This window comes from Bacillus sp. FF-1 (genome assembly GCF_028548245.1).
In the GTDB taxonomy this organism is placed as follows: Bacteria; Bacillota; Bacilli; order Bacillales; family Bacillaceae_G; genus Bacillus_A; species Bacillus_A paranthracis.
Map to the genome: position 1 here is coordinate 244,544 of NZ_JAQQGG010000006.1, position 23,818 is coordinate 268,361.

The 23,818-nt window shown below is 34.5% G+C and carries 27 protein-coding genes and 1 pseudogene; 6 read left to right on the forward strand and 22 right to left on the reverse strand.

Annotated elements, in window-relative coordinates:
• Positions 1-284: 284 nt before the first annotated feature.
• Positions 285-1,487, forward strand: coding sequence for an MFS transporter (locus tag PQF83_RS20405; RefSeq protein WP_000503266.1), 1,203 nt, complete (start codon positions 285-287; stop codon positions 1,485-1,487).
• Positions 1,488-1,818: 331 nt separating this feature from the next.
• A complete protein-coding gene (locus PQF83_RS20410) occupies positions 1,819-3,474 on the forward strand; it encodes a Na/Pi cotransporter family protein (RefSeq protein WP_000456257.1) in 1,656 nt (551 codons plus the stop codon).
• 34 nt (positions 3,475-3,508) lie between these two features.
• On the opposite strand, the gene PQF83_RS20415 is transcribed toward PQF83_RS20410, so the two are convergent.
• Positions 3,509-4,507 (reverse strand): YhdH/YhfP family quinone oxidoreductase, encoded by a 999-nt coding sequence (locus tag PQF83_RS20415; protein ID WP_001016975.1) that lies wholly within the window; start codon positions 4,505-4,507, stop codon positions 3,509-3,511.
• Positions 4,508-4,821: 314 nt separating this feature from the next.
• On the opposite strand from PQF83_RS20415, the gene PQF83_RS20420 reads away from it, so the two are divergent.
• Entirely contained in the window at positions 4,822-6,024 is a 1,203-nt protein-coding gene (locus tag PQF83_RS20420) for an LCP family protein (RefSeq protein ID WP_000437431.1), read from the forward strand.
• Between the two features lie 148 nt (positions 6,025-6,172).
• Positions 6,173-6,613 carry a YbjN domain-containing protein gene (locus PQF83_RS20425; protein ID WP_000642365.1) on the forward strand — a complete coding sequence of 147 codons (441 nt, stop codon included), beginning with the start codon at positions 6,173-6,175 and terminating at the stop codon, positions 6,611-6,613.
• A 33-nt stretch (positions 6,614-6,646) separates the two neighbouring features.
• Here the strand turns inward: PQF83_RS20425 and PQF83_RS20430 are convergent, their stop codons facing one another.
• The 21 genes and pseudogenes from PQF83_RS20430 to PQF83_RS20525 all read right to left on the reverse strand — a co-directional run bounded on the left by PQF83_RS20430 (position 6,647) and on the right by PQF83_RS20525 (position 23,246).
• Positions 6,647-7,411: a sulfite exporter TauE/SafE family protein gene (locus PQF83_RS20430; protein ID WP_000060723.1), complete on the reverse strand. Its 765-nt coding sequence runs from the start codon at positions 7,409-7,411 to the stop codon at positions 6,647-6,649.
• Between the two features lie 33 nt (positions 7,412-7,444).
• Positions 7,445-7,924: a DsrE/DsrF/DrsH-like family protein gene (locus PQF83_RS20435; RefSeq protein WP_000437728.1), complete on the reverse strand. Its 480-nt coding sequence runs from the start codon at positions 7,922-7,924 to the stop codon at positions 7,445-7,447.
• 60 nt (positions 7,925-7,984) lie between these two features.
• Positions 7,985-8,281, reverse strand: a complete 297-nt coding sequence (locus PQF83_RS20440; RefSeq protein WP_000661803.1) for a rhodanese-like domain-containing protein — start codon at positions 8,279-8,281, stop codon at positions 7,985-7,987.
• A gap of 14 nt (positions 8,282-8,295) precedes the next feature.
• Positions 8,296-8,661, reverse strand: a complete 366-nt coding sequence (locus tag PQF83_RS20445) for a rhodanese-like domain-containing protein (protein ID WP_000382692.1) — start codon at positions 8,659-8,661, stop codon at positions 8,296-8,298.
• Positions 8,662-8,680: 19 nt separating this feature from the next.
• A complete protein-coding gene (locus PQF83_RS28520) occupies positions 8,681-9,025 on the reverse strand; it encodes a hypothetical protein (protein WP_000499413.1) in 345 nt (114 codons plus the stop codon).
• A gap of 66 nt (positions 9,026-9,091) precedes the next feature.
• Complete coding sequence (locus PQF83_RS20450; RefSeq protein ID WP_001101369.1) at positions 9,092-9,319, reverse strand: sulfurtransferase TusA family protein; 228 nt, start codon at positions 9,317-9,319, stop codon at positions 9,092-9,094.
• A 24-nt stretch (positions 9,320-9,343) separates the two neighbouring features.
• Positions 9,344-9,571, reverse strand: a complete 228-nt coding sequence (locus tag PQF83_RS20455) for a sulfurtransferase TusA family protein (RefSeq protein ID WP_000992270.1) — start codon at positions 9,569-9,571, stop codon at positions 9,344-9,346.
• Positions 9,572-9,609: 38 nt separating this feature from the next.
• On the reverse strand, positions 9,610-10,740 hold the full coding sequence (locus PQF83_RS20460; RefSeq protein ID WP_000114199.1) for an MBL fold metallo-hydrolase: 1,131 nt from the start codon (positions 10,738-10,740) through the stop codon (positions 9,610-9,612).
• A 38-nt stretch (positions 10,741-10,778) separates the two neighbouring features.
• The gene (locus tag PQF83_RS20465) at positions 10,779-11,339 is read right to left on the reverse strand and encodes a sulfurtransferase TusA family protein (protein ID WP_000023966.1); all 561 of its coding nucleotides are present in this window, start codon (positions 11,337-11,339) and stop codon (positions 10,779-10,781) included.
• 87 nt (positions 11,340-11,426) lie between these two features.
• Positions 11,427-11,690 carry a metal-sensitive transcriptional regulator gene (locus PQF83_RS20470; protein WP_000456206.1) on the reverse strand — a complete coding sequence of 88 codons (264 nt, stop codon included), beginning with the start codon at positions 11,688-11,690 and terminating at the stop codon, positions 11,427-11,429.
• Positions 11,691-11,875: 185 nt separating this feature from the next.
• The gene (gene cdr, locus PQF83_RS20475; protein WP_000087598.1) at positions 11,876-13,540 is read right to left on the reverse strand and encodes a CoA-disulfide reductase; all 1,665 of its coding nucleotides are present in this window, start codon (positions 13,538-13,540) and stop codon (positions 11,876-11,878) included.
• Between the two features lie 146 nt (positions 13,541-13,686).
• Positions 13,687-14,964 carry a neutral/alkaline non-lysosomal ceramidase N-terminal domain-containing protein gene (locus tag PQF83_RS20480; protein ID WP_000034535.1) on the reverse strand — a complete coding sequence of 426 codons (1,278 nt, stop codon included), beginning with the start codon at positions 14,962-14,964 and terminating at the stop codon, positions 13,687-13,689.
• 109 nt (positions 14,965-15,073) lie between these two features.
• Positions 15,074-15,706 (reverse strand): annotated as a pseudogene (gene spoVR, locus PQF83_RS20485) (stage V sporulation protein SpoVR); the annotation flags it as partial.
• 64 nt (positions 15,707-15,770) lie between these two features.
• Positions 15,771-17,615, reverse strand: coding sequence for an ATP-dependent nuclease (locus tag PQF83_RS20490; RefSeq protein WP_272792314.1), 1,845 nt, complete (start codon positions 17,613-17,615; stop codon positions 15,771-15,773).
• 47 nt (positions 17,616-17,662) lie between these two features.
• A complete protein-coding gene (locus tag PQF83_RS20495; RefSeq protein WP_272792315.1) occupies positions 17,663-18,412 on the reverse strand; it encodes a hypothetical protein in 750 nt (249 codons plus the stop codon).
• 158 nt (positions 18,413-18,570) lie between these two features.
• Positions 18,571-20,430: a hypothetical protein gene (locus PQF83_RS20500; protein ID WP_272792316.1), complete on the reverse strand. Its 1,860-nt coding sequence runs from the start codon at positions 20,428-20,430 to the stop codon at positions 18,571-18,573.
• Positions 20,411-20,761, reverse strand: coding sequence for a hypothetical protein (locus PQF83_RS20505; protein WP_272792317.1), 351 nt, complete (start codon positions 20,759-20,761; stop codon positions 20,411-20,413). Before PQF83_RS20505 ends, PQF83_RS20500 begins: the two co-directional genes overlap by 20 nt.
• Entirely contained in the window at positions 20,758-21,279 is a 522-nt protein-coding gene (locus PQF83_RS20510) for a hypothetical protein (RefSeq protein ID WP_272792318.1), read from the reverse strand. The genes PQF83_RS20505 and PQF83_RS20510 overlap by 4 nt, the downstream gene beginning before the upstream one ends.
• A complete protein-coding gene (locus PQF83_RS20515; protein WP_086405351.1) occupies positions 21,248-21,433 on the reverse strand; it encodes a hypothetical protein in 186 nt (61 codons plus the stop codon). Before PQF83_RS20515 ends, PQF83_RS20510 begins: the two co-directional genes overlap by 32 nt.
• A gap of 201 nt (positions 21,434-21,634) precedes the next feature.
• Positions 21,635-21,805: a hypothetical protein gene (locus PQF83_RS20520; RefSeq protein WP_272792319.1), complete on the reverse strand. Its 171-nt coding sequence runs from the start codon at positions 21,803-21,805 to the stop codon at positions 21,635-21,637.
• 28 nt (positions 21,806-21,833) lie between these two features.
• Positions 21,834-23,246 carry a SpoVR family protein gene (locus tag PQF83_RS20525; RefSeq protein WP_000076370.1) on the reverse strand — a complete coding sequence of 471 codons (1,413 nt, stop codon included), beginning with the start codon at positions 23,244-23,246 and terminating at the stop codon, positions 21,834-21,836.
• Positions 23,247-23,423: 177 nt separating this feature from the next.
• Between PQF83_RS20525 and PQF83_RS20530 the strand changes: the two genes are divergently transcribed.
• Together PQF83_RS20530 and PQF83_RS20535 are read left to right on the forward strand one after the other, a co-directional pair.
• Positions 23,424-23,624, forward strand: coding sequence for a hypothetical protein (locus PQF83_RS20530; RefSeq protein WP_001996744.1), 201 nt, complete (start codon positions 23,424-23,426; stop codon positions 23,622-23,624).
• Positions 23,625-23,656: 32 nt separating this feature from the next.
• Entirely contained in the window at positions 23,657-23,788 is a 132-nt protein-coding gene (locus tag PQF83_RS20535; protein ID WP_265176984.1) for a hypothetical protein, read from the forward strand.
• The last annotated feature ends 30 nt before the right edge of the window (positions 23,789-23,818 follow it).

Consider the following 23,818-nt stretch of genomic DNA (forward strand, 5'->3'; position numbering starts at 1 on the left):
TTTTCAAATATATGTAGCGAAAAAGTATATATCCCCTTCTCATTCACTACTTTTTGAATCCGCTTTCTTTAAAGAAAAAACAATTTCTATCATTCATAACAACTACCAGTCTATACATCTATACTTTACATCTTTTTTTCATAGTTGTGTAGTCTTTCCACAAATTTGTCAGTTTTTTACCTCGAAAATTGTTGTACGTTTTCAAGGCACCTTCCTTGACTGTTACATTGGCCAATACATATACTCGAAAGAAAAGAGAAATTTTTTATATAGGGGATGAATATATGGGAGAAGCAATACTCGTAAAACGAGAACCGTTATGGACGAAAGAATTTGTCGCGCTAATTCTAGCAAACTTATGTATGTTTTTAGGATTTCAAATGTTAATTCCGACTTTACCTGTTTATGTGAAAGAAATTGGAGGTACAAGTTCCAATATTGGATTTGTTGTCGGTATGTTTACTGTTGCGGCACTTTTTGTTAGACCGCTAACTGGAAATGCCTTGCAAAAATTCAGCAAAAAAATCATTTTAATGATCGGTACTGCTATTTGTTTACTCGCTATGGGTAGTTATCTTTTCGCTTCAACTGTTTTCCTATTGCTTGCCGTTCGAATTTTACACGGAGCTGGTTTTGGTATTACAACGACTACATATGGAACTGTCGTTTCCGATTTAATTCCGCAAGCTCGCCGCGGTGAAGGCATGGGATATTTCGGTCTTTCTGGAACGATTGCAATGGCGCTCGGTCCACTTATCGGACTTTGGCTTATGCAAACATATAACTTCACGATTCTTTTTTTATGTGCACTTTCCTGTACAATTGTTTCATTAATATTAACGAAACTACTTCAAATCAAAAAATCGCCGCAATCACCACAGCAAACATCTGGTACCTTTCTCGATGGATTTATTGAGCGCAAAGCTTTACTTCCTTCATTATTAATATTATGTATTACATTAATGTACGGGGGAATCGGAAGCTTTATTACGTTATTTGCTACGGAAGTCGGCATTGCTGATATAAGCCTCTTCTTCTTATTTAATGCACTTGCAATCGCTGTTACTCGTCCATTTTCCGGAAAGTTATATGATGCGAAAGGTCATTCTTTCGTAATTATTCCAGGAGTTATTATTACGTTTACAGGGATTATTTTATTGTCGTATACAACTACCATTCCAAGCTTAATTATTGCAGCAGCATGCTACGGAAGTGGTTTCGGAGCGATTCAACCTGCACTACAAGCGTGGATGATTGACCGAGTAGCACCGCACCGACGAGGAGTCGCAACAGCTACATTCTTCTCAGCATTTGACCTTGGAATTGGTGCTGGCGCGATTATTTTTGGATTCATTGCACATTTTACAAACTACGCAACTGTATATCGTTATTCCTCTCTACTACTTATTGCTTTCCTGTTCATTTACATTACAAGTGTAAGAAGACAAAAGCATGGAAATAAAAACACAGAAAAAGCTGCTGGATAATTCCAGTGGCTTTTTTATCTTATTTTTGATGTTATAAAACTACATGCATTTTCCTACATATTTTTTAAATTTTCATCAAAAAATATACGATGAACTCGCAGACGCTTTCCTTGATATTCAACCGAACAATACTATTCTAAAAAGTGTGATTTCTTTACAAAATTAAGATTTATATAAGATGAAAACCAATAAAATACAGCTGTTTCTTTAAGTAATTGTAAACTTTTCTTCTCTTTGTAAATTTAGTGTAAATTTTACTAGCAAACCGTTTACACTGCCTCACGGTTCAGTTAATAATTACATCGTACATGAAATTTAAGGAGTGGAATGCGTGGAATATAATGTTCAAGATATGATCTTCCAGTTCATTGGTGGATTAGGTATTTTCTTATTCGGAATTAAATACATGGGCGATGGACTGCAACAAGCTGCTGGAGATCGTCTTCGTGATATTCTAGATCGCTTTACAACAAACCCACTGATGGGTGTACTAGCAGGTATGTTAGTTACCGTATTAATCCAATCAAGTTCAGGAACAACCGCTTTAACAGTCGGACTTGTAAGTGCTGGGTTTATGACATTAAGACAAGCAATCGGTGTTATTATGGGTGCGAACATCGGCACGACAGTTACTGCATTTATTATTGGAATTAAAATCGGAGAATATGCTCTTCCAATTATGGCAGTTGGAGCTATCTTACTATTCTTCTTTAAAAATAAAAAAGTACATTCTTTAGGTCAAGTTATATTCGGTTTTGGTATGTTATTCTTCGGTTTAGAACTAATGAGCACAGGTATGAAGCCTCTTCGCTCTTTAGAATCATTCCAAGAATTAACGGTTAGCATGAGTGATAATCCAATTTTAGGTATTGTTGTTGGTACAGTCTTCACTTTAATTGTACAAAGCTCAAGTGCAACAATCGGTATTTTACAAGAACTATTCGGTCAAGGTGCAATCGATTTACAAGCTGCCCTTCCTGTATTGTTTGGTGATAACATCGGTACAACAATTACAGCTGTATTAGCAGCAATCGGTACTTCAATTGCTGCAAGACGCGCAGCATTAGTTCACGTTATCTTTAATATTGTCGGTACAATCATCTTTACAATTTTATTAATACCTTTTACAAATTTAATTCAATACTTCCAAACGTCATTAAACTTAAATCCAGAGATGACAATTGCATTTGCACACGGAACATTTAACGTAACGAATACAATTATTCAGTTCCCATTCATCGCTGTATTAGCATGGATTGTAACGAAAATTATTCGCGGGGAAGATGCTGCTATTGATTTCAAACCGCAACATTTAAATCCAATCTTTATTGAACAATCTCCAGCTATTGCTTTAACTGAAGCACAAAAAGAGATTATTCGTATGGCTGAGTTTTCATTACATGGATTAAAAGAAGCAAACCAATTTTTAAACACACAAGATAAAAAACACGCTGACATGGCTACTCAATTAGAAGGAGCTATTAACAACTTAGATAAAAAAATTACCGAGTATTTAGTTTTACTATCAGAAAAGCCGCTTTCACCTACAGATTCTGAAAAACATTCCGTTTTAGCAGGTGTCGTTGGCGATATTGAACGTGTCGGTGATCATGTAGAAAACCTTGTAGAACTTGTTGATTTCCAAATTTCAAACCGTGTTTCCCTATCAAACGAAGCACTAGCTGAATTAAATGAAATGCTTGAGTTAACGATTTCAACATTACAAGACGCAGTTGAAGCTTTAACAAACTTCGATACTGAACTAGCTCAAACAGTTATTGCAAAAGAACGTAAAATCGATCAAATGGAACGTGTTCTTCGTAAACGTCACGTATTACGTCTGAATGAACGTAGCTGTTCAGGTGATGCAAGTATCATCTTCGTTGATATGGTAAGTAACTTAGAGCGCATTGGCGATCACGCTGTAAATATCGCTGATGGTGTTTTAGGTGAACAAGGTAAAGTCCATTTAAAACAATCATTATAATAGGAAAGAGACGCTAACATGAGCGTCTCTTTTTTCATTTCATATTTACAACCGTTCTACCTTTTAACTTTCCTTGCAATATAAGTGTAAACTTCTCATCTAATTCTTCTAATGTACATTCTTCTGTATAAGATAGTAACTCTTTGTTTTCCCATTCATTTGCTAGGAGCGTCCATACATCTCTTCTCACATCTACTGGGCACTGTACAGAATCTACTCCTAACAGGCTTATGCCTCGCAAAATAAACGGATATACCGTTGTTTGTAATTCCTGTCCTGCCACATTACCGCATGTCGTTACGCACCCGCCATACTTTACCGTTTTTAAAGCTGTTTCTAACATATGTCCACCTACAGTATCGATAACCCCGGCGTATATTCCTTTAAGCATTGGTCTTCCTGATTCATCATTCAATTCTGCGCGATGAATCACCTTTTTCGCTCCTAGACGTAGTAGCATCTCTTCCTCTTCCATTTTTCCTGTCGCTCCTACTACGCTAAACCCTAACTTACTTAAAATACTAACAGCTACACTTCCTACGCCACCTGTAGCACCCGTTACTAGTACATCTCCCATACTAGGCATTACTCCTGCTCTAATAAGTTTATATACTGATAAAGCGGCGGTAAAACCGGCTGTCCCGTACATCATACTTTCCTTTAATGACATTCCCTCTGGTAAAGGGACAACCCAAGACGCTGGCACGCGAATATATTCTCCGAAACCACCAGAAGTATTCATCCCTAAATCATATCCCGTTACAATGACTTGATCTCCTGCCTTAATGGTAGCATCTTTACTACTCACAACCACTCCTGCTGCATCAATTCCTGGCGTATGAGGATATGTTCTCGTAACACCTTTATTACCAGTAGCTGAAAGAGCGTCTTTATAATTTAGTGAAGAATAATGAACCTGTATGAATACGTCCCCTTCAGGTAAACTACTTACTTCTCTCTCGACAACGTTTCTTACAAACTGCTTATTTTCTGTTTCGTTCACAACGATTGCTCGGAATGATGTATGATTCATTATGTTCTCTCCTTTATCCGTCAAATTCTTCTTTATTATATAGAAGAAACAAGTAGACCTATTCATTTCTTCTTGGCTATATTTCAACAAATCTTACTTCTCTATTACTTTCTCACAATACATATTTTCATTTCTACTAAAAAACCTTATACTTATTCTACATCTGAAAAATAAAATATAGAATATCTGACTTTTTATAAATAAATTGAATTTTTACGAAATGTAAATGATTTGTAATGTTTTTTTTCGCTAAATTTCATTATAATAAGTGGATATGAGTGTCGTATTTCAATCCAAATGAAGGAGTACAGGAAATGGAGCAAAACCCATCTTTGCAAGAAAATACACGCAGTAACCCGAAAAAAAATAAGAAAAAAATAAAAGTTATTATAAGCGCTATACTATTCGTTTTATTAATAGGCGGCGGTTATACTTGGTTTTTAGTAAATAAAGCATCTTCTGCTGTTCGAAATGCCGCACATGATTTAGCACGCGGTGATAAATCTGATTTACGTGATAGAGCTGTAAAACCTATTACAAACAATGTCTCTGTCTTAGTAATGGGTGTTGATGAAAGCGATGTCCGAGGAAAAGAATATGGTGAAGCTATTAGAACAGATGCGCTGTTGCTTGCAACGTTTAATAAAGATAGCAAAACTGTAAAACTATTAAGTATCCCACGTGACACATATACTTATATTCCAATAGAAAAGAAAAAAGATAAAATTACACACGCTCATGCATTCGGTTCTGCTAAAAATGGAAAAAATGGTGGACCACAAGCAAGCATTGATGCAGTTGAAAAATTAATGAATGTTCCTGTCGATTATTTTGTGAAATTTAACTTTAAATCATTTATAAAAATCGTCGATGACTTGGGCGGTATTGAAGTTGATGTACCAGTTGAATTTACTGAGCAAGATAGCAATGATAATGCAGAGGCAATTCACCTAGAAAAAGGTGTTCAAAAGTTAAATGGCGAAGAAGCTCTTGCTCTTGCTAGGACAAGACACATCGATAGTGATGCAATGCGTGGACAACGTCAACAACTCGTTATCGAGGCTATTTTAAAGAAACTAACAAGTGTTGGTTCTGTAACAAAAGTTGGCAACATCATTGATGATATTAACGGACAATTCGTTACAAACTTAACATTTGATGATATGCTTTCATTCTATAAGTACGGATCGGATTCAGAAATCGAGAAATTACAAATTCAAGGTGACGACTGCTATATGGAAAAAGGTGACGATACATGTAGCAAATCCGCTGGTGGCGGCCGAACGTATTACTACAATCCAGATAAAAAAGAATTAGCAAAGGTTACAAACGATCTTCGTACTCATCTTGGATTACCTGCATATACAAAAACAGACTCTGATTCGAAAAAAACAAGTACAGAGAAAACAAAAGAATCTAAGTCTGAAAATACAAGTGAACGCGAATCAAGTAACAATGAAATGAAAAATAAAAATAGCAATGAAGATACAGAAACATCGTCTAACGACAATGAATAATAAAGAAGCAGTTCTCTATGGAGGTAGAGTACTGCTTCTTTTTATTCCGTCACAATTAAAAATCAGAACTTTCTAACTATCTTTTTTAATATTTTTAAATTATAATAAATAGTAGCAATCTATTCCAATTATCAGGGGGCTCATACATATGAAAGCTGCAGTAAAACATAACATCTCAGATTTTAAAGACTACTTAAAGTCAAACGATATATACATGGAAGAAAATATAGATGAAAATGATGGTTCTGTTCATTTTTCAGTAGGATTAGAGACAGAAGCTGGCGCAAAAATTCAACTTATCGCTGCTTTCCAAAACGAACATCCTACTGTAGATATATACTGCTTCAATGTTGCTCACGTACCTAATGAAGCAGCAACAAATGATGTTTTACATACCATTAATGAATTAAATACATCTTATCGATTTGCAAAATTCACATTAAACAAGCAAAATGCAATTGATATTTCAACATCTCTTGCATTCTCAGAGCCAAACTTTAATCCAGCACTTGTCTTTGAACATACGAGAATGCTATATAAATTAGCAAATGACGAATATAAAAACTTAATGAAAGTGATTTGGGCATAAATAAAAGGATGGGCTGCAAGCAGCGCCATCCTTTTATTTCAATATCATATCAATCCACATCTTAATAGCTGTACCTACAATCAAAATCGATAACATATATTGCAGTGCTTTTTGATTGATCTTTTTCCCTACTCGCGCTCCAAGCGGTGCTGCAAAGATACTTGCAATCGCAATAATAAGAGCTGGAATTACAACTACTTGTCCAGTTATTACTTTTCCAGTTGTAATCCCTACTGAAGAAATAAACGTAATAGCGATAGATGTTGCTATCGTTGTACGTATCGGCAATTTTAAAATAACTAGCATAATCGGAACTAAAAGGAACGAACCTCCAGCACCTATAATGCCTGATGCTCCGCCTACAATAAATGCTAACAAACTTGCTATCCATTTATTATATTTCAATTCATCACCATTATTTCGTTTCGGTACGAACATCATAATAGCAGCAATTGTTGCTAACGCTGCATAAACAACATTGACCGTATGTTCCTCTAATGCATTAGCACCAAAACTACCTATGAAACTTCCTATTAATATACTAGCTCCCATATACACAACGAGCGTTTTATCCATATCATTACTTTTCCGATAAGCCCATGCCCCTGCAAAAGTTGCAAAGAATACTTGCACCGCTGTAATACCACTCACTTCATGTGCAGTATAGCCAGTAAATCCTAGCAATACCGGAATGTATAAAATCATCGGATAATTAATAATTGCACCGCCAATTCCAACCATTCCTGATATAAACGATCCTATAAATCCAATTATAAAAAGTAATACGACTAAACTCATCTTATATCCCCCACCTTCTAAAAAGAAGGTCATTTAAATGAATAAGTTTACATTCCCATCCGAAGCATCAGCTAAATAAGCTCCTACTCCTGCAAACTCTACCCCTTCCATAATCTCTTCCTCTTTTAACCCTAATAAATCTACTGTCATTTGACAAGCTACAAGTTTAATCCCCTGCTCTTTCGCCAAATCTATTAAATCTGGTAACGGCATCGCATTATGTTTTTTCATAATACCTTTAATCATCTTTGGTCCCATACCTGCAAAATTCATTTTCGATAATCCCATCTTATCAGCACCGCGTGGCATCATTTTTCCAAATACTTTTTCGATGAACGTTTTCTTTACCTTCACATGTTCATCTTTCCTTAAAGCATTTAATCCCCAAAAAGTATGAAATATAGTTACCTCTTGATCATACGCCGCTGCACCATTTGCAATAATATAAGCAGCCATCGCTTTATCATAATCTCCGCTAAATAAAACGATTGTTGTTTTCTTCTGTTGTTCCATGTTGTTTTCCCTCCAATTACCTATAGGGGTATTTTTATTTTTATAAAAAATTGTTTCGCCCTATTCTACTTTACCTTCCCACGCTAACATACCACCTACCATATTGATTGCTTGAAAACCGTAGCTCTCTAAAAATTGAACAGCTCGTGCACTTCTTCCGCCAGAACGACAAACGATAATATACTCTTTCTTTTTATCCAACTCATGCATACGGAACTCCAATAATCCTAGTGGAATGTTACACGCTTCTGGAATTTTCCCTTCAGCTACTTCTTCTACTTCACGTACATCTACGATATTTACTGCTTCTTTACGTACCAATTTTTCTTCTAATTCTTTTGCTGTCATTTCTTTCATTTTACATTCCCTCCTCACAAACCATTCATACCGCCTGAAACATTGATAACGTGCTGAAATCCTAATTTTTTTAATACTTTTGCAGCCTGCTTACTTCTCATTCCACTTTGACAAAGAACAATAACTTCTTTCTGTTTATCTAATTGTTGCGCCTTATTAGCTAGTTCATTTAATGGGATATTCCGAAACCCTTTAATATTGTTCCCTCTATACTCACCAGCTGTTCGCACATCAATAAATTGTTTATTATTTTGTCCCATCATACGTTTTAATTCTTTTCCGGAAATGTTTTTTACTCCTCTAGCTGGTAAGAATCGAGAAATAATAAACCACGATACAAGTACAATTAAGATTATATTCAATATTGTCTTCACATCCATAAAGCTATTCAAACTCCTTCTATACTTTTTTCCTATCCAAATACATACTATAGCTTTGAATATGGAACCCCTTCTTTCTTAAAAAGCGTATACTTAAATTCCGATCCACTTTATTATGAACAATAAGATGCAAAGGCTTATTTGGTATTTCATGATAATACCGTTTTAAATACGCATATGGTATACACATAATTCTAGAATTGTTATCACTGTCGCTCTCTGTATAATTTCGTACATCTACAATAACACTTTCAATTTTCCTTACTTGTTCTAACGAAATATATGCAACATTTAAAACGGGAATGTAACGTTTTACTAAACTTCCCAGCACCAATACTATTAGGGGTATAACTATATAGAACATATATGATTATCCTCTTTACTTTCAATAATAAGCAGATGATTTGCTCCTCCGCCTATTATTGAAATGCTATGCTTTCTTGATCCAGAACTTTAATTCACCATCTTCTTCCGTGTGTTTTAACACTTCATGACCGCCTGTTTGTGACCATGCTGGAATATCTTTAATCGCACCTTTATCTGTTACGTGTACTTCTAACACTTCTCCTGATTGTAATGCTTCCATTGCCTTCTTTGTTTTTACAATTGGCATTGGACACGCTAATCCTTTTACATCTAATACTTGCTTTACATTCATCTCATATACCTCCTGTTTTTATCATTAAGCCTTCTTAATCCAGAACTTTAATTCGCCTTTTTCTTCTGTATGCTTTAACACTTCATGACCGCCTGTTTGTGACCATGCTGGAATATCTTTAATCGCACCTTTATCTGTTACGTGTACTTCTAACACTTCTCCTGATTGTAATGCTTCCATTGCCTTCTTTGTTTTTACAATTGGCATTGGACACGCTAATCCTTTTACATCTAATACTTGCTTGGCATTCATTTCATATACCTCCTGTGTTTATTTCATTTGAAACCGAATTAATTATGAACAGCACAACGGTTTGGACCAATCTCCATTTCACGCTCTTCGTCTTCATTTGGATTTAATTGTCCCATATTTGTTTGACGAATTTCTTGATATGCATTCGGTTGAGGTGGTAAATTCTCTGTTACAACTTTACGGAACTCTCCCTCATCCTCAATATTTAAACCTGCATTATGCTCAAATAAATCTTTTAATTTTGCACTAACAATACCACTTTCGTCCATTTCACTTATTTTTGAATAATGAGCCGGTAACACAATTAAACTTTGAGATAGTTCTTTATATCGGCTATACAAAGTATTACGTAAATCACTTACCCAATCTTCAGCTTTCCCAGCAAGATCTGGACGCCCGATTGAATCTACAAATAAAATATCGCCTGATAATAAATAGGAATCATCTACAATAAATGACGTACTTCCAATCGTATGCCCTGGTGAGTATAATGCGTCAATTTCAATTTTAGTACCCCCCACCGTAATAACAGATCCTTCAACAAGCGGTTCGTATGAGAAAACAACTTCCTCCGCATCTTTTGGCGGTAACCAATACGTACCACCTACTTTTTCCGCTAACTTACGTCCTCCAGAAATATGGTCTGCATGTAAATGTGTATCCATTACATTCGTAATCGTAACAGCATGCTCTTTCGCAAATTCTTCATACGCTTCAACTGTTCTTACTGCATCAATAACTGCTGCTTCACCGTTTGAAACGACCATATAAGATAAACAGCCTTTTCCAAGACGGTTAAACTGATACATACTTCCGCCATTTTTTAAATCTCCAACTTTTACAGGCTTTACATATTCACTCCATGCCTTCATACCACCAGCTAAATAATAAATATTTTCTAATCCAGCCTCTGTTAATTGCTCTGCCACAAATATAGAAGACCCTTCTTTTGCGCATACTACTAAAACATCTTTATCTTTAGGTAATTCACTTACAATATGATCTACACCATCTAACAAATCAAAATACGGTTTATTTATAGATGAGATTTGTTTCCCTTCAATTTTCCAATCTTCATAATCCGTCTCATTACGAACATCTAAAATAAACAACTCTCCGAATAAAACTTTCTCTGCAACATCTTTTGCTTGTAATGATTTAACACTCATCTTTTTACCCCCTATGGTATATTTACATTTAAAAAAATTTAATTCTTTATATTCCCTTGCCACTCTAACATACCTGGAATGACATTTTTCACATTTTCATAACCTTTCTCTTTCAACATATGGCAAGCTACATCACTACGGTTACCAGTTCGGCAAACAACATAAATTTGTTTCGTCTGATCTAAAACTGCACTGTCTAACTCTCCTAACGGCACCGAAATGGCCGATGGAATATGACCAAAAGCGAATTCCGCTGCTTCTCGAACATCTAATACAATACACTCTTCATCGCTTAATAATCTCTCTTCCAACTCCGTATTCGTAATTGTATGAGGATACTTTGCTACTTCGTTCACTTCATGCTCATGTGCTTTCCTAATGTAATGCATCAAAACATCGCCCTCTTGTTTCGTCCCGATATATTGATGCCCTACTTTATTTGCCCAGCTTTGTATATCTACTGTAGATCCTTTATCTGTTGCCTTAATTTCAATCACTTGTCCTGATGCCAATCCTTCTATCGCCTTCTTCGTTTTCACAATCGGCATCGGACAAGCTAACCCTTTACAATCTAAACTCATATCCACTTTTATACTCATAGTGATTCCTCCATAACTTATATACATATACCTGTAGGGGTATATTAAAATGTTTTTGAAAATCTGTCAACACTTACGTTTGACAGATTATCGGCTTTTTACAAGTAATTGAACAGCTTCTTTAATTAACTCTTCATTTGAACCATTACCACTTTCAAACTGTTCACGCAAGCATTGCTCTAAATTCGTTCCAACAACAAGTCCAATTGTACGATCAAGTGCAGAACGAGATGCCGTTAACTGTGTAATAACCTCTCGGCAATCTTTTCCTTCTTCCATCATACGAAGCACACCACGAACTTGCCCTTCAATACGTTTTAATCTATTTTTCATGTCTTGATTATATTCCATTGTATAATCACCTCATTACCATTATGTCACCATTTATAGCTTATGACAATATATTATACCCTGTAGGGTATTTTGTAAACCCCTATTTTAAACTTTTACCTTATACATTCACAAAATACAAAGCGAAACCTTCATCTATAGGCTTTCATCTTCCACCAAATTTTGAAGTGGAAGATGAAAAAATATCAATATACAATACGTTCTGGTAATACTGTTCCATACAATTTAAAACCACCATCTACATTCTTTACCTTATACCCTTTTTCCATTAACATGCGTGCTGCTACATACCCTCTCATACCAAGTTGACAAGTAATATATATTTCTTTATCTACCGGCACCTCATCCAAACGATCACGTAATTCATCTAACGGAATATTAATAGAACCTTTAATCATTCCTTGTTTTAGTTCATTAGGCTCTCGAACATCAATAAGATATCCACCATTTTCAACAATATGATCTATTTCATGCCATTGGACTGTTTCCACAAAACCATCTACTATATTACTTGCTGCATACCCTACCATGTTTACAGGGTCTTTTGCAGAAGAATATGGCGGGGCATATGATAATTCTAAATCTGGCAAATCAAGTACAGTTAAATTTGCTTTTATTGCCGTTGCGATAACATCCATACGCTTATCTACACCGTCACGTCCTAGAGCCTGTGCTCCGTAAATTTTCCCACTATCTTTATTAAAAATTAATTTTATTAGCACTGGCGTAGCATTCGGGTAGTATCCCGCATGCGAATTTGCCTGTACATGCACTACATCATAGGGTATATTTAATCGTTTTAATATTTTCTCATTTACTCCAGTCGAAGCAACTGTTAAATCAAAAACTTTAGCTACAGAAGTTCCGAGTGTACCTTTATATACAGAATCTGTATGACCATGAATAATATCTGCTAACATACGACCTTGACGATTAGCTGGCCACGCTAAAGGAATCATCGTTTCTATTTCTGTAACAAAATCTTTCACTTCTATCGCATCACCAATTGCATATATATGTGGGTCAGACGTTTGAAATTTCTCATTTACTTTTATCGTCCCTCTAACTCCTAATGCTAATCCTGCATCCTTCGCTAAACTACTCTCTGGTTGTACACCAATTGCTAAAATAATCATATCTGTTTTTATAACTGAGCCACTTTTTAAACGTACAACAGTCCCGTTCTCTTCTAATGCATCTACACCATCTTCAAAAACAAGCTCAACATTGTGCTTGTTCAAATGCTCATGCACATATGCCGCCATTTCATAATCGATTGGTGGCATCACTTGATTTGCCATCTCTACAAGAGTAACATCAATTCCACGTTCTCTTAAATTTTCAACCATCTCCACACCAATAAATCCGCCACCAATAACCGTCGCATGACGTGGTTTCTGCTCATCAACGTATGCTTTAATACGATCTGTATCCGGTACATTTCGTAACGTAAACAGTGCCTTCGCTTCTTCAATCCCTGGAATAGATGGAACAATTGGTTTTGCCCCTGGTGAAAGAATTAACACATCATATTTCTCGTTATATGTTTCATTTGTCGTTACATTCTTTATCGTAATTGTTTTCTCTTCTTTATTAATCTGTACTACTTCACTCAATACACGTATATCTAAATTAAAACGCTTCGACATTCTTTCAACAGTTTGTACTAATAATTTTTGTCTTTCTGTAATGACACCGCCAATATAATATGGCAATCCACAGTTTGCGAATGAAATGTATTCACCGCGTTCAACCATAATAATTTCATCTTCCTCACTTAAACGACGAAGCCTTGCAGCTACTGAGGCCCCGCCGGCAACTCCGCCTACTACAACTATTTTTCTGGACATATTTTAAACCTCCATATTATTTATTATTTAATTTTCTCATGCACAACAAACACAAAACCTATACCTGTATGGGTATATAATAAATTATAAAAAAGTTAATTTCAATTAATATGGCTTTCTTTCACAAATTTGAAACAAAAAAGAACTTAGATCTCTCTAAGTTCTTTTACGTATAGTTCTATAGCTTTCTGTACGATTACATCTGCTGTATTTTCCTCCGGTGGCATCAATAAATTCGTAACCGTTCCATACACAACAGGACTTAATTCTACTTCATAACCACCATATGAAATTTCTTCCTTTGTCGGCAAGTAACCAATATATCCGTTCATATATCCACCAAAGAAAGCCAATTCATTTTGAAGATTCTCTTTCACTTCTAATGCCGTTTCCGAAAAAGGTTCCATCGGTATACCTGAAAACATACCATCATTCACTTGAAACAGTTGCACTTCTAAATCAATAGTTAAATGCCGAATACCTTGCTTATATTTCTCTAAAACGATAGTAAGCCATTCATCCGTATTCACGCCCCACTGCTTCTCAGCTAACCAAGCCATGCTTCGTATCTCATCAATTTCAGGGATATTCTTCAACTTCATTTGCACCATACTCGAAATCGTTCTTACATTTACAATTGGGCTATATGTAACTGTCGGTAACATCGTTAATACATGTCCACTAAGCGTATAAGCCATTTGTGTTAATGCTTCCTTAGAACCTCGATACTTCGCATTCACATTACCAGCAGCACCTTGAACAATAATAACAGGACAGTTTACGATCTTCTCAAGAATCTCTCTTGTCATCCCCGGATAGTCCGCTGATAATGCATCGCTATCACCTTTTAAAACATTCGGATGGGCCGTACAAAATACTATAATCCCAGATAACGCCTTCGTTTCAGCATCTTTTATTGCTAACATCCCAATTCTTTTATCTACAACGCCCTCTATATTTGTTCCCATCTTCGCTCTTCCATCAGATGTTCTCTCTCTTCGGTTGACCCCAATATCACCTGTCGTAACACCCCAGCCAACTTCACATCGCTTCAAGTTGTTATTCGCAGTAACAGCACCTTGCACCACATTATTTACTAAAATCGTTTTATACGATCTTACTAAAGGTTGCTCACCAACAGTTTCTGGACCAGAATGTGTATGTGTATAAACAACTGTTATTCGCTCAAATGGAACATGAAGCCTACTTGCTACTCGCTCACGAATCATATTCGTATCTTCTACTAACATTCCAATATTATCAATACTTATAAATACAGTTTTCATTTCATCTTTTTCAAATACAAAAACCGTCCCATAAATACGCTCTTCAACATTATTTATTCCTGTCTCTCTATGATATCCGACAAAATCAATACCTAACGGCGGCGTAATATCAACCTTACATACCCCTATTTTGCTCATTTGAATCGCTCCATTTCTCTATGTAACTCCCTTTTTTCAAGAATAGCATATTTGACCTTGTTCCAAATAAAAAAAGAACGAACATAGCATCCTATGTCCGTTCTTCCCCTCACACATACTTCCGATGCACCATCTTCCCATCATAAGAAAACACAACACCCTTACTCTCCACAATCGACTCCATATGCACCGTTCTTCCCCACAGCTGATGAAGATATGGTAATACCTTTTCTAAGTATTTTAAATCGAGCTCGATTCCTTCGTAACTATGTTTAATGTACAATTCTCCGTTTTTTAAGTAGTCCCCGTCTTCTACTACTAAGTACGGGAAGCCACCATTTGTACGCATATTTACGAGTTGATCACGTACATGTTCCCACTCTTTATCTATTACTTTATATTCTTTTCCTTGGCGCTGGAATAAGTACATATCTTCTCGCATAACAAGATCTTTATTTAAATAGTTTCTTAGGAACGATACATCCCATTCGATTTCGCGTACTTCAAAGATTTTGTCTCGACCAGATCCTGGTTTTACGCCGCGTCGTTTCATTTCTTCAGTAGGGTTATTGTAGCGCTCCTCTATATCTTCAAACATTTTAATACCGAGGTAGTATGGGTTAATACTCGTTTTTGATGGCTGAACGACGCCCGCATTTAATTTTGCAAATTCGATTGCTTCATCAGATGTTAAGTCCATTTCGCGAAGTATGCGTTGATGCCAGAAGGATGCCCAGCCTTCGTATTGCTAAGGTGCTTATTACACCCAGAAAATCTCATCTCATTAAATTTTGAAATACTTATATTCATATTTTGATCCTGTTAGCCATCTCTATATGATTTATTAAGCCCTCTAAACGTTCCTTTAATTCCTCATTTTGCTCTACAAATTCTTGTTTCCAATTATCAGAGACATAATGTGCAATTGGAACTTTAAGTTTTACAATCGCATTATAAACATTTCTTTCTTCATCCTCATTTAAAGCTTGTCCATTTTTCCCTGTATACATATTTGCAAAGTATTTGCCAAAAGACTCATACAAGTTTATATTCTTTTTTAGTAAACCTGTATCCCGTTCATATTTGCGGACCTTATGAAGTTCTTCTATAGCTTGACTTAGCAAATCATACGGCACATAATTTTCAATTTCTTTCACATTCTTAGTAGCCCATATATAACAAAAATCATCTAATTCCCTAGATGTATTCAGTTCATTTTTTATTCTCTGAATAGCTGTATTTTCTTTTTCTTGCTGTAATTCTGATGTACCATCAGAATCCGCTATTATAGCTACATATCTACTTGATTTCAATATTTTTATCCAATCTTTATGGTCCTCCGCGTCCATTAAAGTATAATGATAAAGGTTTTTCCCCCCATACATAGCAAAAATAAAATGTTCATTTTCTCTAAGGTTAGATCTTGTCTCTATCCATTTCTTTAAATAAATACGATCAGTAGGACCTTCAATCCATATTACACAGTTACTTAATAACAGTTGTGAAGCAGTCACACCTAAATCATCTAACAAATGGAATTTATCTAAATTTCTTAAACATGGAGAAAATCTAGAGGCTCCCCCACTTGTCTTTTGCACCCTATAAACAGCACTTGATCGAGTAGAGAAATAGTCTAATAATGCATTAGAATGTGTTGTTACAAAAAATTGATACTGAAACTTATTTTCTAACAACTTCATAAATCTGATTAATGTATCGTTATGTAAATTACACTCTGGTTCTTCAATAAATAAAATCAAATTTTTATGACCGTGAATTTTCGCTCTTAACCAAAGAAAACATAGTATTATAATAACTTGTGTAATGCCTGTCCCTAAATCATTTAAATTTAAAGGAATCTTCTCATTTCTTCCTTGTTCAATAATAATTTGTATTTTCTGTTCTTTTTCAGCCATTTCCTCTAAGTCTGCTACGTCTGGAAAATGAGCCCCCTCGCTATCCCTACCATCAAGATTCTGTTTTGCTTTGTTCTTAGAAAAATATCTATCTGGGTTTACATCTAAATTAGGTAGAACCTCTATTTTCTTTACCATCGTTTGTTCACCTAATATATCTGTCAAATAAGTTGTCAAATCATTAGATAATCCGCTAAATTCTTCAGGTTTCAATTTATCAAAATAGCTAATTAACTGCGAACCATCAAATCCAATTGTAGAGTCATTTGCAAAACGATTATAATCTCTTTGAGGTACTATATGATCAAACTTATCCATTAACATTTTCCAGCATTCATAAGATGCCTTGGAATTCTCTTCGAAATTTTTAACCTCTTCACCTTGCTGAAGGCTCGCCTTAAATTTAGCTTCGGTATTTTTTGGATGAATCACCTCTAACGTCCAGACTTTTTCATTCTCTAAGTCTTCAACTACTATAGAACTGCTAATATTACCACCTAGTAAATTCCATGAATTTTCTTCCTTGTAGTTTTCTTTAAGTTGATCAAGCCATTCTTTATATGGTACATAAAAAGAAAAATCATAGTATATATACATAAGATAATGTATTAAGTTTGATTTCCCCGTATTATTTGGTCCAATAATGATGTTAAAATCTTTTAATTCACTTAAATGTACACCTTTTTCATCGTAAGATTTCCAACCTGCTATAGAAATTTCTTTTATTTTGATCATTTCATCAAAATCCTCCCATTAAGATGCCATTTTCTTTATTCATATGGCTACTCTGATTGACTAGAATTCTCTTTGGTTATTCGAAAATTATTCTTCTTACTGATCCCTAAACAAATCGTATACCATACACCCGAAGTTCCATCCTCTTGTCCTCTTTTGATACATTTCATTGCTATCGACAGTATTAACCTATACATTCCGTTAATCAATACATAACTTATTACTAAATTAACTAATAAACTAACAGTGCTAACACCTATTTCTTTTCTAATTTCTGGATAATATTTCCCCAGTGCTTGGAACACCGTATTTCCCACTAAAAAATGTATTAAATCATAGTCTAGTCGAGATAAAATAGAGAAAATCATTATTATCCCTACTAACTTAAATAATGATGTCCGCTTAAACTTAGTTTCTTGTTTTGCTCTTTCCCAATCATGTTTCAAAAGAATACTTCCTAAGTATTTTAACTGCTCTTGATAAGATAAATAATTCTCCTTACTACCTACTTTCATATGTTCATATATTTCATCCATACATTTTATTATCTTGATATCTTCTGCATCATTAGGATTCAACCTCAATCTAATAAAAGTTCTACATTGATCTACAATAGATAAATCTTCCGTCGTACAAATATCAATTAATTTATCTCTGATCTCATTTCTCCATTTTTGCCGTTCTTCAATAATGTATTTTGCTTGATGATTTTTTTCATTAAAGAATTTGGTATATAGCATTGTAATTAAGGCGCTTAATACCGTTGATCCAATAATTGCTGTTAATATTTTCTCCATAGCCTGATTCCCCTCTCAATCTATATTATAACGAAATATAGATTTTCTAAAAAAATATCTCGAACATTTTAGCCGTATACAACAAAGAGAGTTATCCCAAACAACAAAATGAGTTTGAAACTTATAAAATCGTTTCAAACTCATTCATTAAATCTCCTTTAAACGCTCTCCTTTAATAGCTTTTCCCCCTCGTTTAATCTTAATAATATCTGATCCTCCCTAAAAGCAGAATCGTATAAATGCTCTTCTTCAATACTACCAGTTAAAATTATTTGTCCGCTTTCACTCGCACTTGTTATCTCTAAAAATCTTCTATATTTATTCTGATCCAAATCTTTATCCTTAGGAGAATCAAGTAAAATGAAACCTAAATGGTTAATATCTTCTATATCTTTCAATTTGAATAGTGATACTACATAAGCTAGTCTTATCGCCACTTTTAAACTAGCTGATGCAATGGTTTGAGCATTGTCTCCATTAATAATAGGTATATAATCTTTAGTAAATGCTATTTTACACTGCTCCCCGAAAGTAATCCCTAGTACACTACTGAATAAATACTCCCAATGATTGATCTTACTTATATCTTCAACAGAATTATGATTTTCCAATGCTGTTAACTCATCTTTCAAAGTTTTTATACAATCATTAACCTCTTTCATTTGCCCTTGAATTAATTCTCTAAATTCTAAATGTCTTAAGAAATCACTATAGCTATTCTCCATTTTAATTAAATATTCATATCTTTCTTTAATTGATTGTACCATCTCATCCAACGGTGTTTTCTCTGCTTGTACATTTTCTATGTATATATTATTCATTTCTTGAATTTCAGAATCTAAATCTTCTTTCATTTCTAAATGATGGGTTAATACCTCTTTCAACTCTTTCCTCAATTGTAATGATTCCTTTAACGACTCTTGTAACATTTTTTTGTATTTTAATGAATTCTCCTCATTGTCAGCATTTGGATTATGATTGCAATATGAACAATTTTCTTTTACATTCCCCATAGAAATTTTATTTAAACATACTGGGCAAGAATCTATAGGAATTTGTGTGAATATTTGACGAGCCACCATCATTTTTCTCAAATCTTCTAGCTCTTTTTCAAACTGATCGATTACCTCTTCTATATCCATTAGTTCTAACTTTAGTTTTCTTATGTAATCTACATGAGATTCTCTTTGATTCTTTTTATCCTTAAGCTTTCTATCAAACTCATTATCATTTTGAATTTTAATATCAAAAATATTTTCTACCTTTGAGGTGGATAAGTTATTTTTCTGCACTAAAATTTCTTCAATTTTACCTTTAATATACTCAATTTTAGGAATTAAATCTCTATCATTCTCGGATTCCTTCTTAATAATCTGATTAATTACATTTAGAGTTGATTTAAACTCCGCTCTTTGTTTAATTAAGGATTGCATTTCGAATCTCATTTGTTGAATTCCTTGATTCTCTTTTCCTAACAACTCTTCAATGATCGCCTTTTTAATCAATCGTTGATTATTAATAAAGCCATTGGTTCTTCCTCCAATATTGGCTAGCAAAGAAATCGCATTAGTATTTTGGTCGACAAAGACTGCCCTTAATAAGAAATAAAACCTTAAGGCTGCATGTTGTTTACCACTAAAAGTAATGTTTTGGGGTTGATACCCTTCTTCTTTTAGTAAAAAATCAGAAAACTCACTTATATTAAGCATATCCATTTCATCTTCTAATAAATTTTCATCATTATCAAAAGGGATTACCGTTACAGCTTCAGAGTAAGGCAACCCCCTTATAAAGCGATATAAGTTTCCACTTTTACAAAGCACATCCAATTCTACTTGCTGACACTTCCCCTTTTTTATCTCAGTAATAAAGTCATCTACTTTGCTTCCTAAGGCATAGATAATTAGATTCATTAAGGTTGATTTTCCTGCGTTATTCTTCCCTAAAATAACATTTTTCTCTCGAAATTCTAATTCTAATTGTAGCTTTCCCTTTACTTTAATTTTTTTTATGAACATTTTCCATTTCCTTTCTGAATTCCTCTAACGCCAATACCCCTTTAGGAGTTATATATAAAGTAGAAGTACACATTTTTTTAGCATTATCTTGAATTCTAATAAGCGATTTACTCGATAATAATATAATTGCTTTATCAATACTTTCTAAAGACTTTTGGCTTTTTTCATGCTTTAACTTGCCTATTATATCCAAGCGACTATACTCTAAACCCATCTTAGGTCTACTAGATAATCTCTCCAACAAAGTAATCGCCACATAAAATGGATCATTATAAACATCATTAAATACAAACCAATTATCCATTCTATTAATAACCATCGTTGTATTCATGATGCCTCATCCTCCTCTACTTTCCATCTCAAAGCACAGTTAGATGTAGCTATATACAGCAATCCTTCAATAAAGGATTCATCTATTTCAATTAAATCATCATATTTCCTGACCAAATCTGTAAATTCAACATACATCTTATCCATGCTTGTTTTTAATAACTCTCCCTCTTCCATTTTCGCCAAATATTTCATATTAATAACCGTCATTAAATTCGCATAGATATCAGCTACTATTTGTCTTCCTTTTTGTGTTTTACATATTTTAAGCAATAACTGCAAAGACTTTATTTTAGACCCTATTGCTAGGGTCCTGGATGTTGCATTTACTTTCCCATCTTTTAACTTTTTTATTAACACCGTATTTTGACCATCTGCTTCCATCTCAAAACCAATATTTTCTCTGATAGGTTCAGCAGCTCTTGCAATTTCTTTCTGAATATATACCTTCTTATCTCCAGCAATTAAATCCCCATCAACGCGATTATTATTCTGGACGATTTTCTTTGTGTTGATCATTTTTTCCTCCAGCGGTAAGATCTCCTCCAACAACGTTATTGTTCTGAGTAACCTTGCTACTTTGACGATTGATTGCAAACAATGTGAAACCACCGCCAGTTACGCATCCTACAATAAAAGTTCCTATATGTCCCAATACATCTGTTAATGTCATATTGACTTCCCTCTCCCCAAGAAAATATATACAAATATATACTTATTATACCACCTTGTAAATCCATTAGGAGCTATGAAATTAGTAAACTAAAAAAGGTTGTCACATAGTAGAAAATTCAACTACGCGACACCCTTTTCCTCTTGAAATAGATAATACATTCGATCTCTTAATTTAAGCTTCCCTTTAGATTACACATTCCTACTTTATTATTGTGATATGCGCAATTTCAGAAGTTCTATAAATTTCAACTGCTCCATCCGTATCTAAATACCAAATATCTAATTCTAACATTTGCAATACTCTTTCTAGTGTCAATATACCACTTGGATACTCATGAATAATACCACTCTTCAAAGTAATGCTTAACAATAGGCATCTCTCCAAATATATTTATATACTAAACATACTTCCTATGCACCATCTTCCCATCATAAGAGAAAACAACACCCTTATTCTCCACAACCGACTCCATATGCACCGTTCTTCCCCATAGCTGATACATATAAGGCAATACTTTCTCCAAATACTTCAAATCAAGTTCAATTCCTTCATAATAATGCTTTAAGTATAATTCACCAGTTTTTAAGTAATCTCCATCTTCAACCATCAGATATGGAAAGCCACCGTTTGTTCTCATATTTACGAGTTGATCTCGTACATGTTCCCACTCTTTATCTACTACTTTGTATTCTTTCCCTTGCCTTTGGAACAAGTACATATCTTCTCGCATAACTAATTCTTTCGTTAAATAATTACGAATGAAGGATGTATCACTGTCCATCTCACGCACTTCAAAAATCTTCTGCTTACCTGATCCAGGTTTTATTCCTCTTCTTTTCATTTCCTCAGTTGGATTGTCATATCGCTCTTCAATATGCTCAAACATTTTGATTCCGAGGTAGTACGGATTAATGCTTGTTTTTGAAGGCTGAACTACACCCGCATTTAATTTTGCAAACTCAATTGCTTCACTTGAAGTTAAATCCATTTCTCGTAAAATCCTTTGATGCCATAGACTTGCCCAGCCTTCATTCATAATTTTCGTTTCCATTTGTGCCCAAAAGTAAAGCATTTCTTCGCGCAACATCGTTAAAATATCCCGTTGCCATTCTTCCAACTCACGACTATATTCTTCGATAAACAACAATAAATCTTTTTCTGGTTGCGGTGGGAATTTCTTTTTTTTACGGATAAGTGGAGATTCTCTCTTTTTCTTCGCATCATCTAAACCCCATAAATCATCATAAACCGTTTTTCTTGTTTCTTCTTTTTCTTCCACATACATATCATCTATTGTCCACGCTAATTTATTTCTTACCAATGAAGGATCAATGTGTTCTTGAATCGCCAGTACCGCATCTAAAAACTTTTCGACTTCCTGTCTTCCGTATTCGTGCTCATATGCTTTTATTCGTTCTGCGGTCGCAGCCATACTTTCGACCATGTCTCGTTTAGTATTTGAAAATCTAATATTATTTTTGAAGAAATCACAATGTGCCAGCACATGTGCAACAATCAACTTATTTTGAATAAGGCTATTTGTATCTAATAAGAACGCATAACATGGATTCGAGTTAATTACCAACTCATAAATTTTGCTTAGTCCTAGATCATAATGAAGCTTCATTTTAAAAAATTGTTTTCCAAAGCTCCAATGTGAAAAACGAGTAGGCATTCCATATGCCCCGAATGTATAAATAATTTCAGCAGGACAAACTTCATATCTCATCGGATAAAAATCCAGCCCAAATCCCGTCGCAATTTCTGTAATTTCATCGATAGCATATGCAAGTGCACGATCTTGACTCATTACGTTTTCCCTCCTCTTCTCCTATACAGTAAATATATGAGACAAGAATAGAAAACATGAGACAAGTTTATCTTACTTAATGTTTATAATTCTAAAAATTGGAAAAAATTACTTTAAGAAGGGTGTTACACAAAAAAAAAAGAAAACTAAAATTACATTTTAAAAGGAGGACAAGCCGTGCTTTCTAGGATTGTAAGTAATTTAACTGGTGGAGTTGTTGGAGGAGCCTCTGGGGCATCTTTATTAACAGGATTAGGGTTAGTATGTGGCGGACCTGTAGGTGCAGCAATTGGTTTTGGTGTTGGTTCAATTACAGGAACAGCTGCAGGTGCTATTGCTGGAAATGAACTTGCAAAACAAATTGAAGACTGTAAATAGTAATTCAATATAAAATAATAGAGGTGAAAAACATGGAATGGGATAAATTTTCTGAAGGTGCTTCTGTAGGTTTTGATAATTTTATTGAAGTAGCAAAAGGTGAAAAAGACCTCCCTACTGCTATGCAGGACATTAAAGATCATTTTACAGAGGATGAAAACTAAATTCAACCTCAAAACCAAGCTATATCAAGC

Excerpts from the sequence above, each read along its gene's own strand:
- PQF83_RS20405 (WP_000503266.1), top strand. The coding sequence starts at position 285 with ATGGGAGAAGCAATACTCGTAAAACGAGAACCGTTATGGACGAAAGAA.
- PQF83_RS20415 (WP_001016975.1), bottom strand. The coding sequence starts at position 4,507 with ATGAATCATACATCATTCCGAGCAATCGTTGTGAACGAAACAGAAAAT.
- PQF83_RS20420 (WP_000437431.1), top strand. The coding sequence starts at position 4,822 with ATGGAGCAAAACCCATCTTTGCAAGAAAATACACGCAGTAACCCGAAA.
- PQF83_RS20425 (WP_000642365.1), top strand. The coding sequence starts at position 6,173 with ATGAAAGCTGCAGTAAAACATAACATCTCAGATTTTAAAGACTACTTA.
- PQF83_RS20430 (WP_000060723.1), bottom strand. The coding sequence starts at position 7,411 with ATGAGTTTAGTCGTATTACTTTTTATAATTGGATTTATAGGATCGTTT.
- PQF83_RS20435 (WP_000437728.1), bottom strand. The coding sequence starts at position 7,924 with ATGGAACAACAGAAGAAAACAACAATCGTTTTATTTAGCGGAGATTAT.
- PQF83_RS20440 (WP_000661803.1), bottom strand. The coding sequence starts at position 8,281 with ATGAAAGAAATGACAGCAAAAGAATTAGAAGAAAAATTGGTACGTAAA.
- PQF83_RS20445 (WP_000382692.1), bottom strand. The coding sequence starts at position 8,661 with ATGGATGTGAAGACAATATTGAATATAATCTTAATTGTACTTGTATCG.
- PQF83_RS28520 (WP_000499413.1), bottom strand. The coding sequence starts at position 9,025 with ATGTTCTATATAGTTATACCCCTAATAGTATTGGTGCTGGGAAGTTTA.
- PQF83_RS20450 (WP_001101369.1), bottom strand. The coding sequence starts at position 9,319 with ATGAATGTAAAGCAAGTATTAGATGTAAAAGGATTAGCGTGTCCAATG.
- PQF83_RS20455 (WP_000992270.1), bottom strand. The coding sequence starts at position 9,571 with ATGAATGCCAAGCAAGTATTAGATGTAAAAGGATTAGCGTGTCCAATG.
- PQF83_RS20460 (WP_000114199.1), bottom strand. The coding sequence starts at position 10,740 with ATGAGTGTTAAATCATTACAAGCAAAAGATGTTGCAGAGAAAGTTTTA.
- PQF83_RS20465 (WP_000023966.1), bottom strand. The coding sequence starts at position 11,339 with ATGAGTATAAAAGTGGATATGAGTTTAGATTGTAAAGGGTTAGCTTGT.
- PQF83_RS20470 (WP_000456206.1), bottom strand. The coding sequence starts at position 11,690 with ATGGAATATAATCAAGACATGAAAAATAGATTAAAACGTATTGAAGGG.
- cdr (WP_000087598.1), bottom strand. The coding sequence starts at position 13,540 with ATGTCCAGAAAAATAGTTGTAGTAGGCGGAGTTGCCGGCGGGGCCTCA.
- PQF83_RS20480 (WP_000034535.1), bottom strand. The coding sequence starts at position 14,964 with ATGAGCAAAATAGGGGTATGTAAGGTTGATATTACGCCGCCGTTAGGT.
- PQF83_RS20490 (WP_272792314.1), bottom strand. The coding sequence starts at position 17,615 with ATGATCAAAATAAAAGAAATTTCTATAGCAGGTTGGAAATCTTACGAT.
- PQF83_RS20495 (WP_272792315.1), bottom strand. The coding sequence starts at position 18,412 with ATGGAGAAAATATTAACAGCAATTATTGGATCAACGGTATTAAGCGCC.
- PQF83_RS20500 (WP_272792316.1), bottom strand. The coding sequence starts at position 20,430 with ATGTTCATAAAAAAAATTAAAGTAAAGGGAAAGCTACAATTAGAATTA.
- PQF83_RS20505 (WP_272792317.1), bottom strand. The coding sequence starts at position 20,761 with ATGAATACAACGATGGTTATTAATAGAATGGATAATTGGTTTGTATTT.
- PQF83_RS20510 (WP_272792318.1), bottom strand. The coding sequence starts at position 21,279 with ATGATCAACACAAAGAAAATCGTCCAGAATAATAATCGCGTTGATGGG.
- PQF83_RS20515 (WP_086405351.1), bottom strand. The coding sequence starts at position 21,433 with ATGACATTAACAGATGTATTGGGACATATAGGAACTTTTATTGTAGGA.
- PQF83_RS20525 (WP_000076370.1), bottom strand. The coding sequence starts at position 23,246 with ATGAGTCAAGATCGTGCACTTGCATATGCTATCGATGAAATTACAGAA.
- PQF83_RS20535 (WP_265176984.1), top strand. The coding sequence starts at position 23,657 with ATGGAATGGGATAAATTTTCTGAAGGTGCTTCTGTAGGTTTTGATAAT.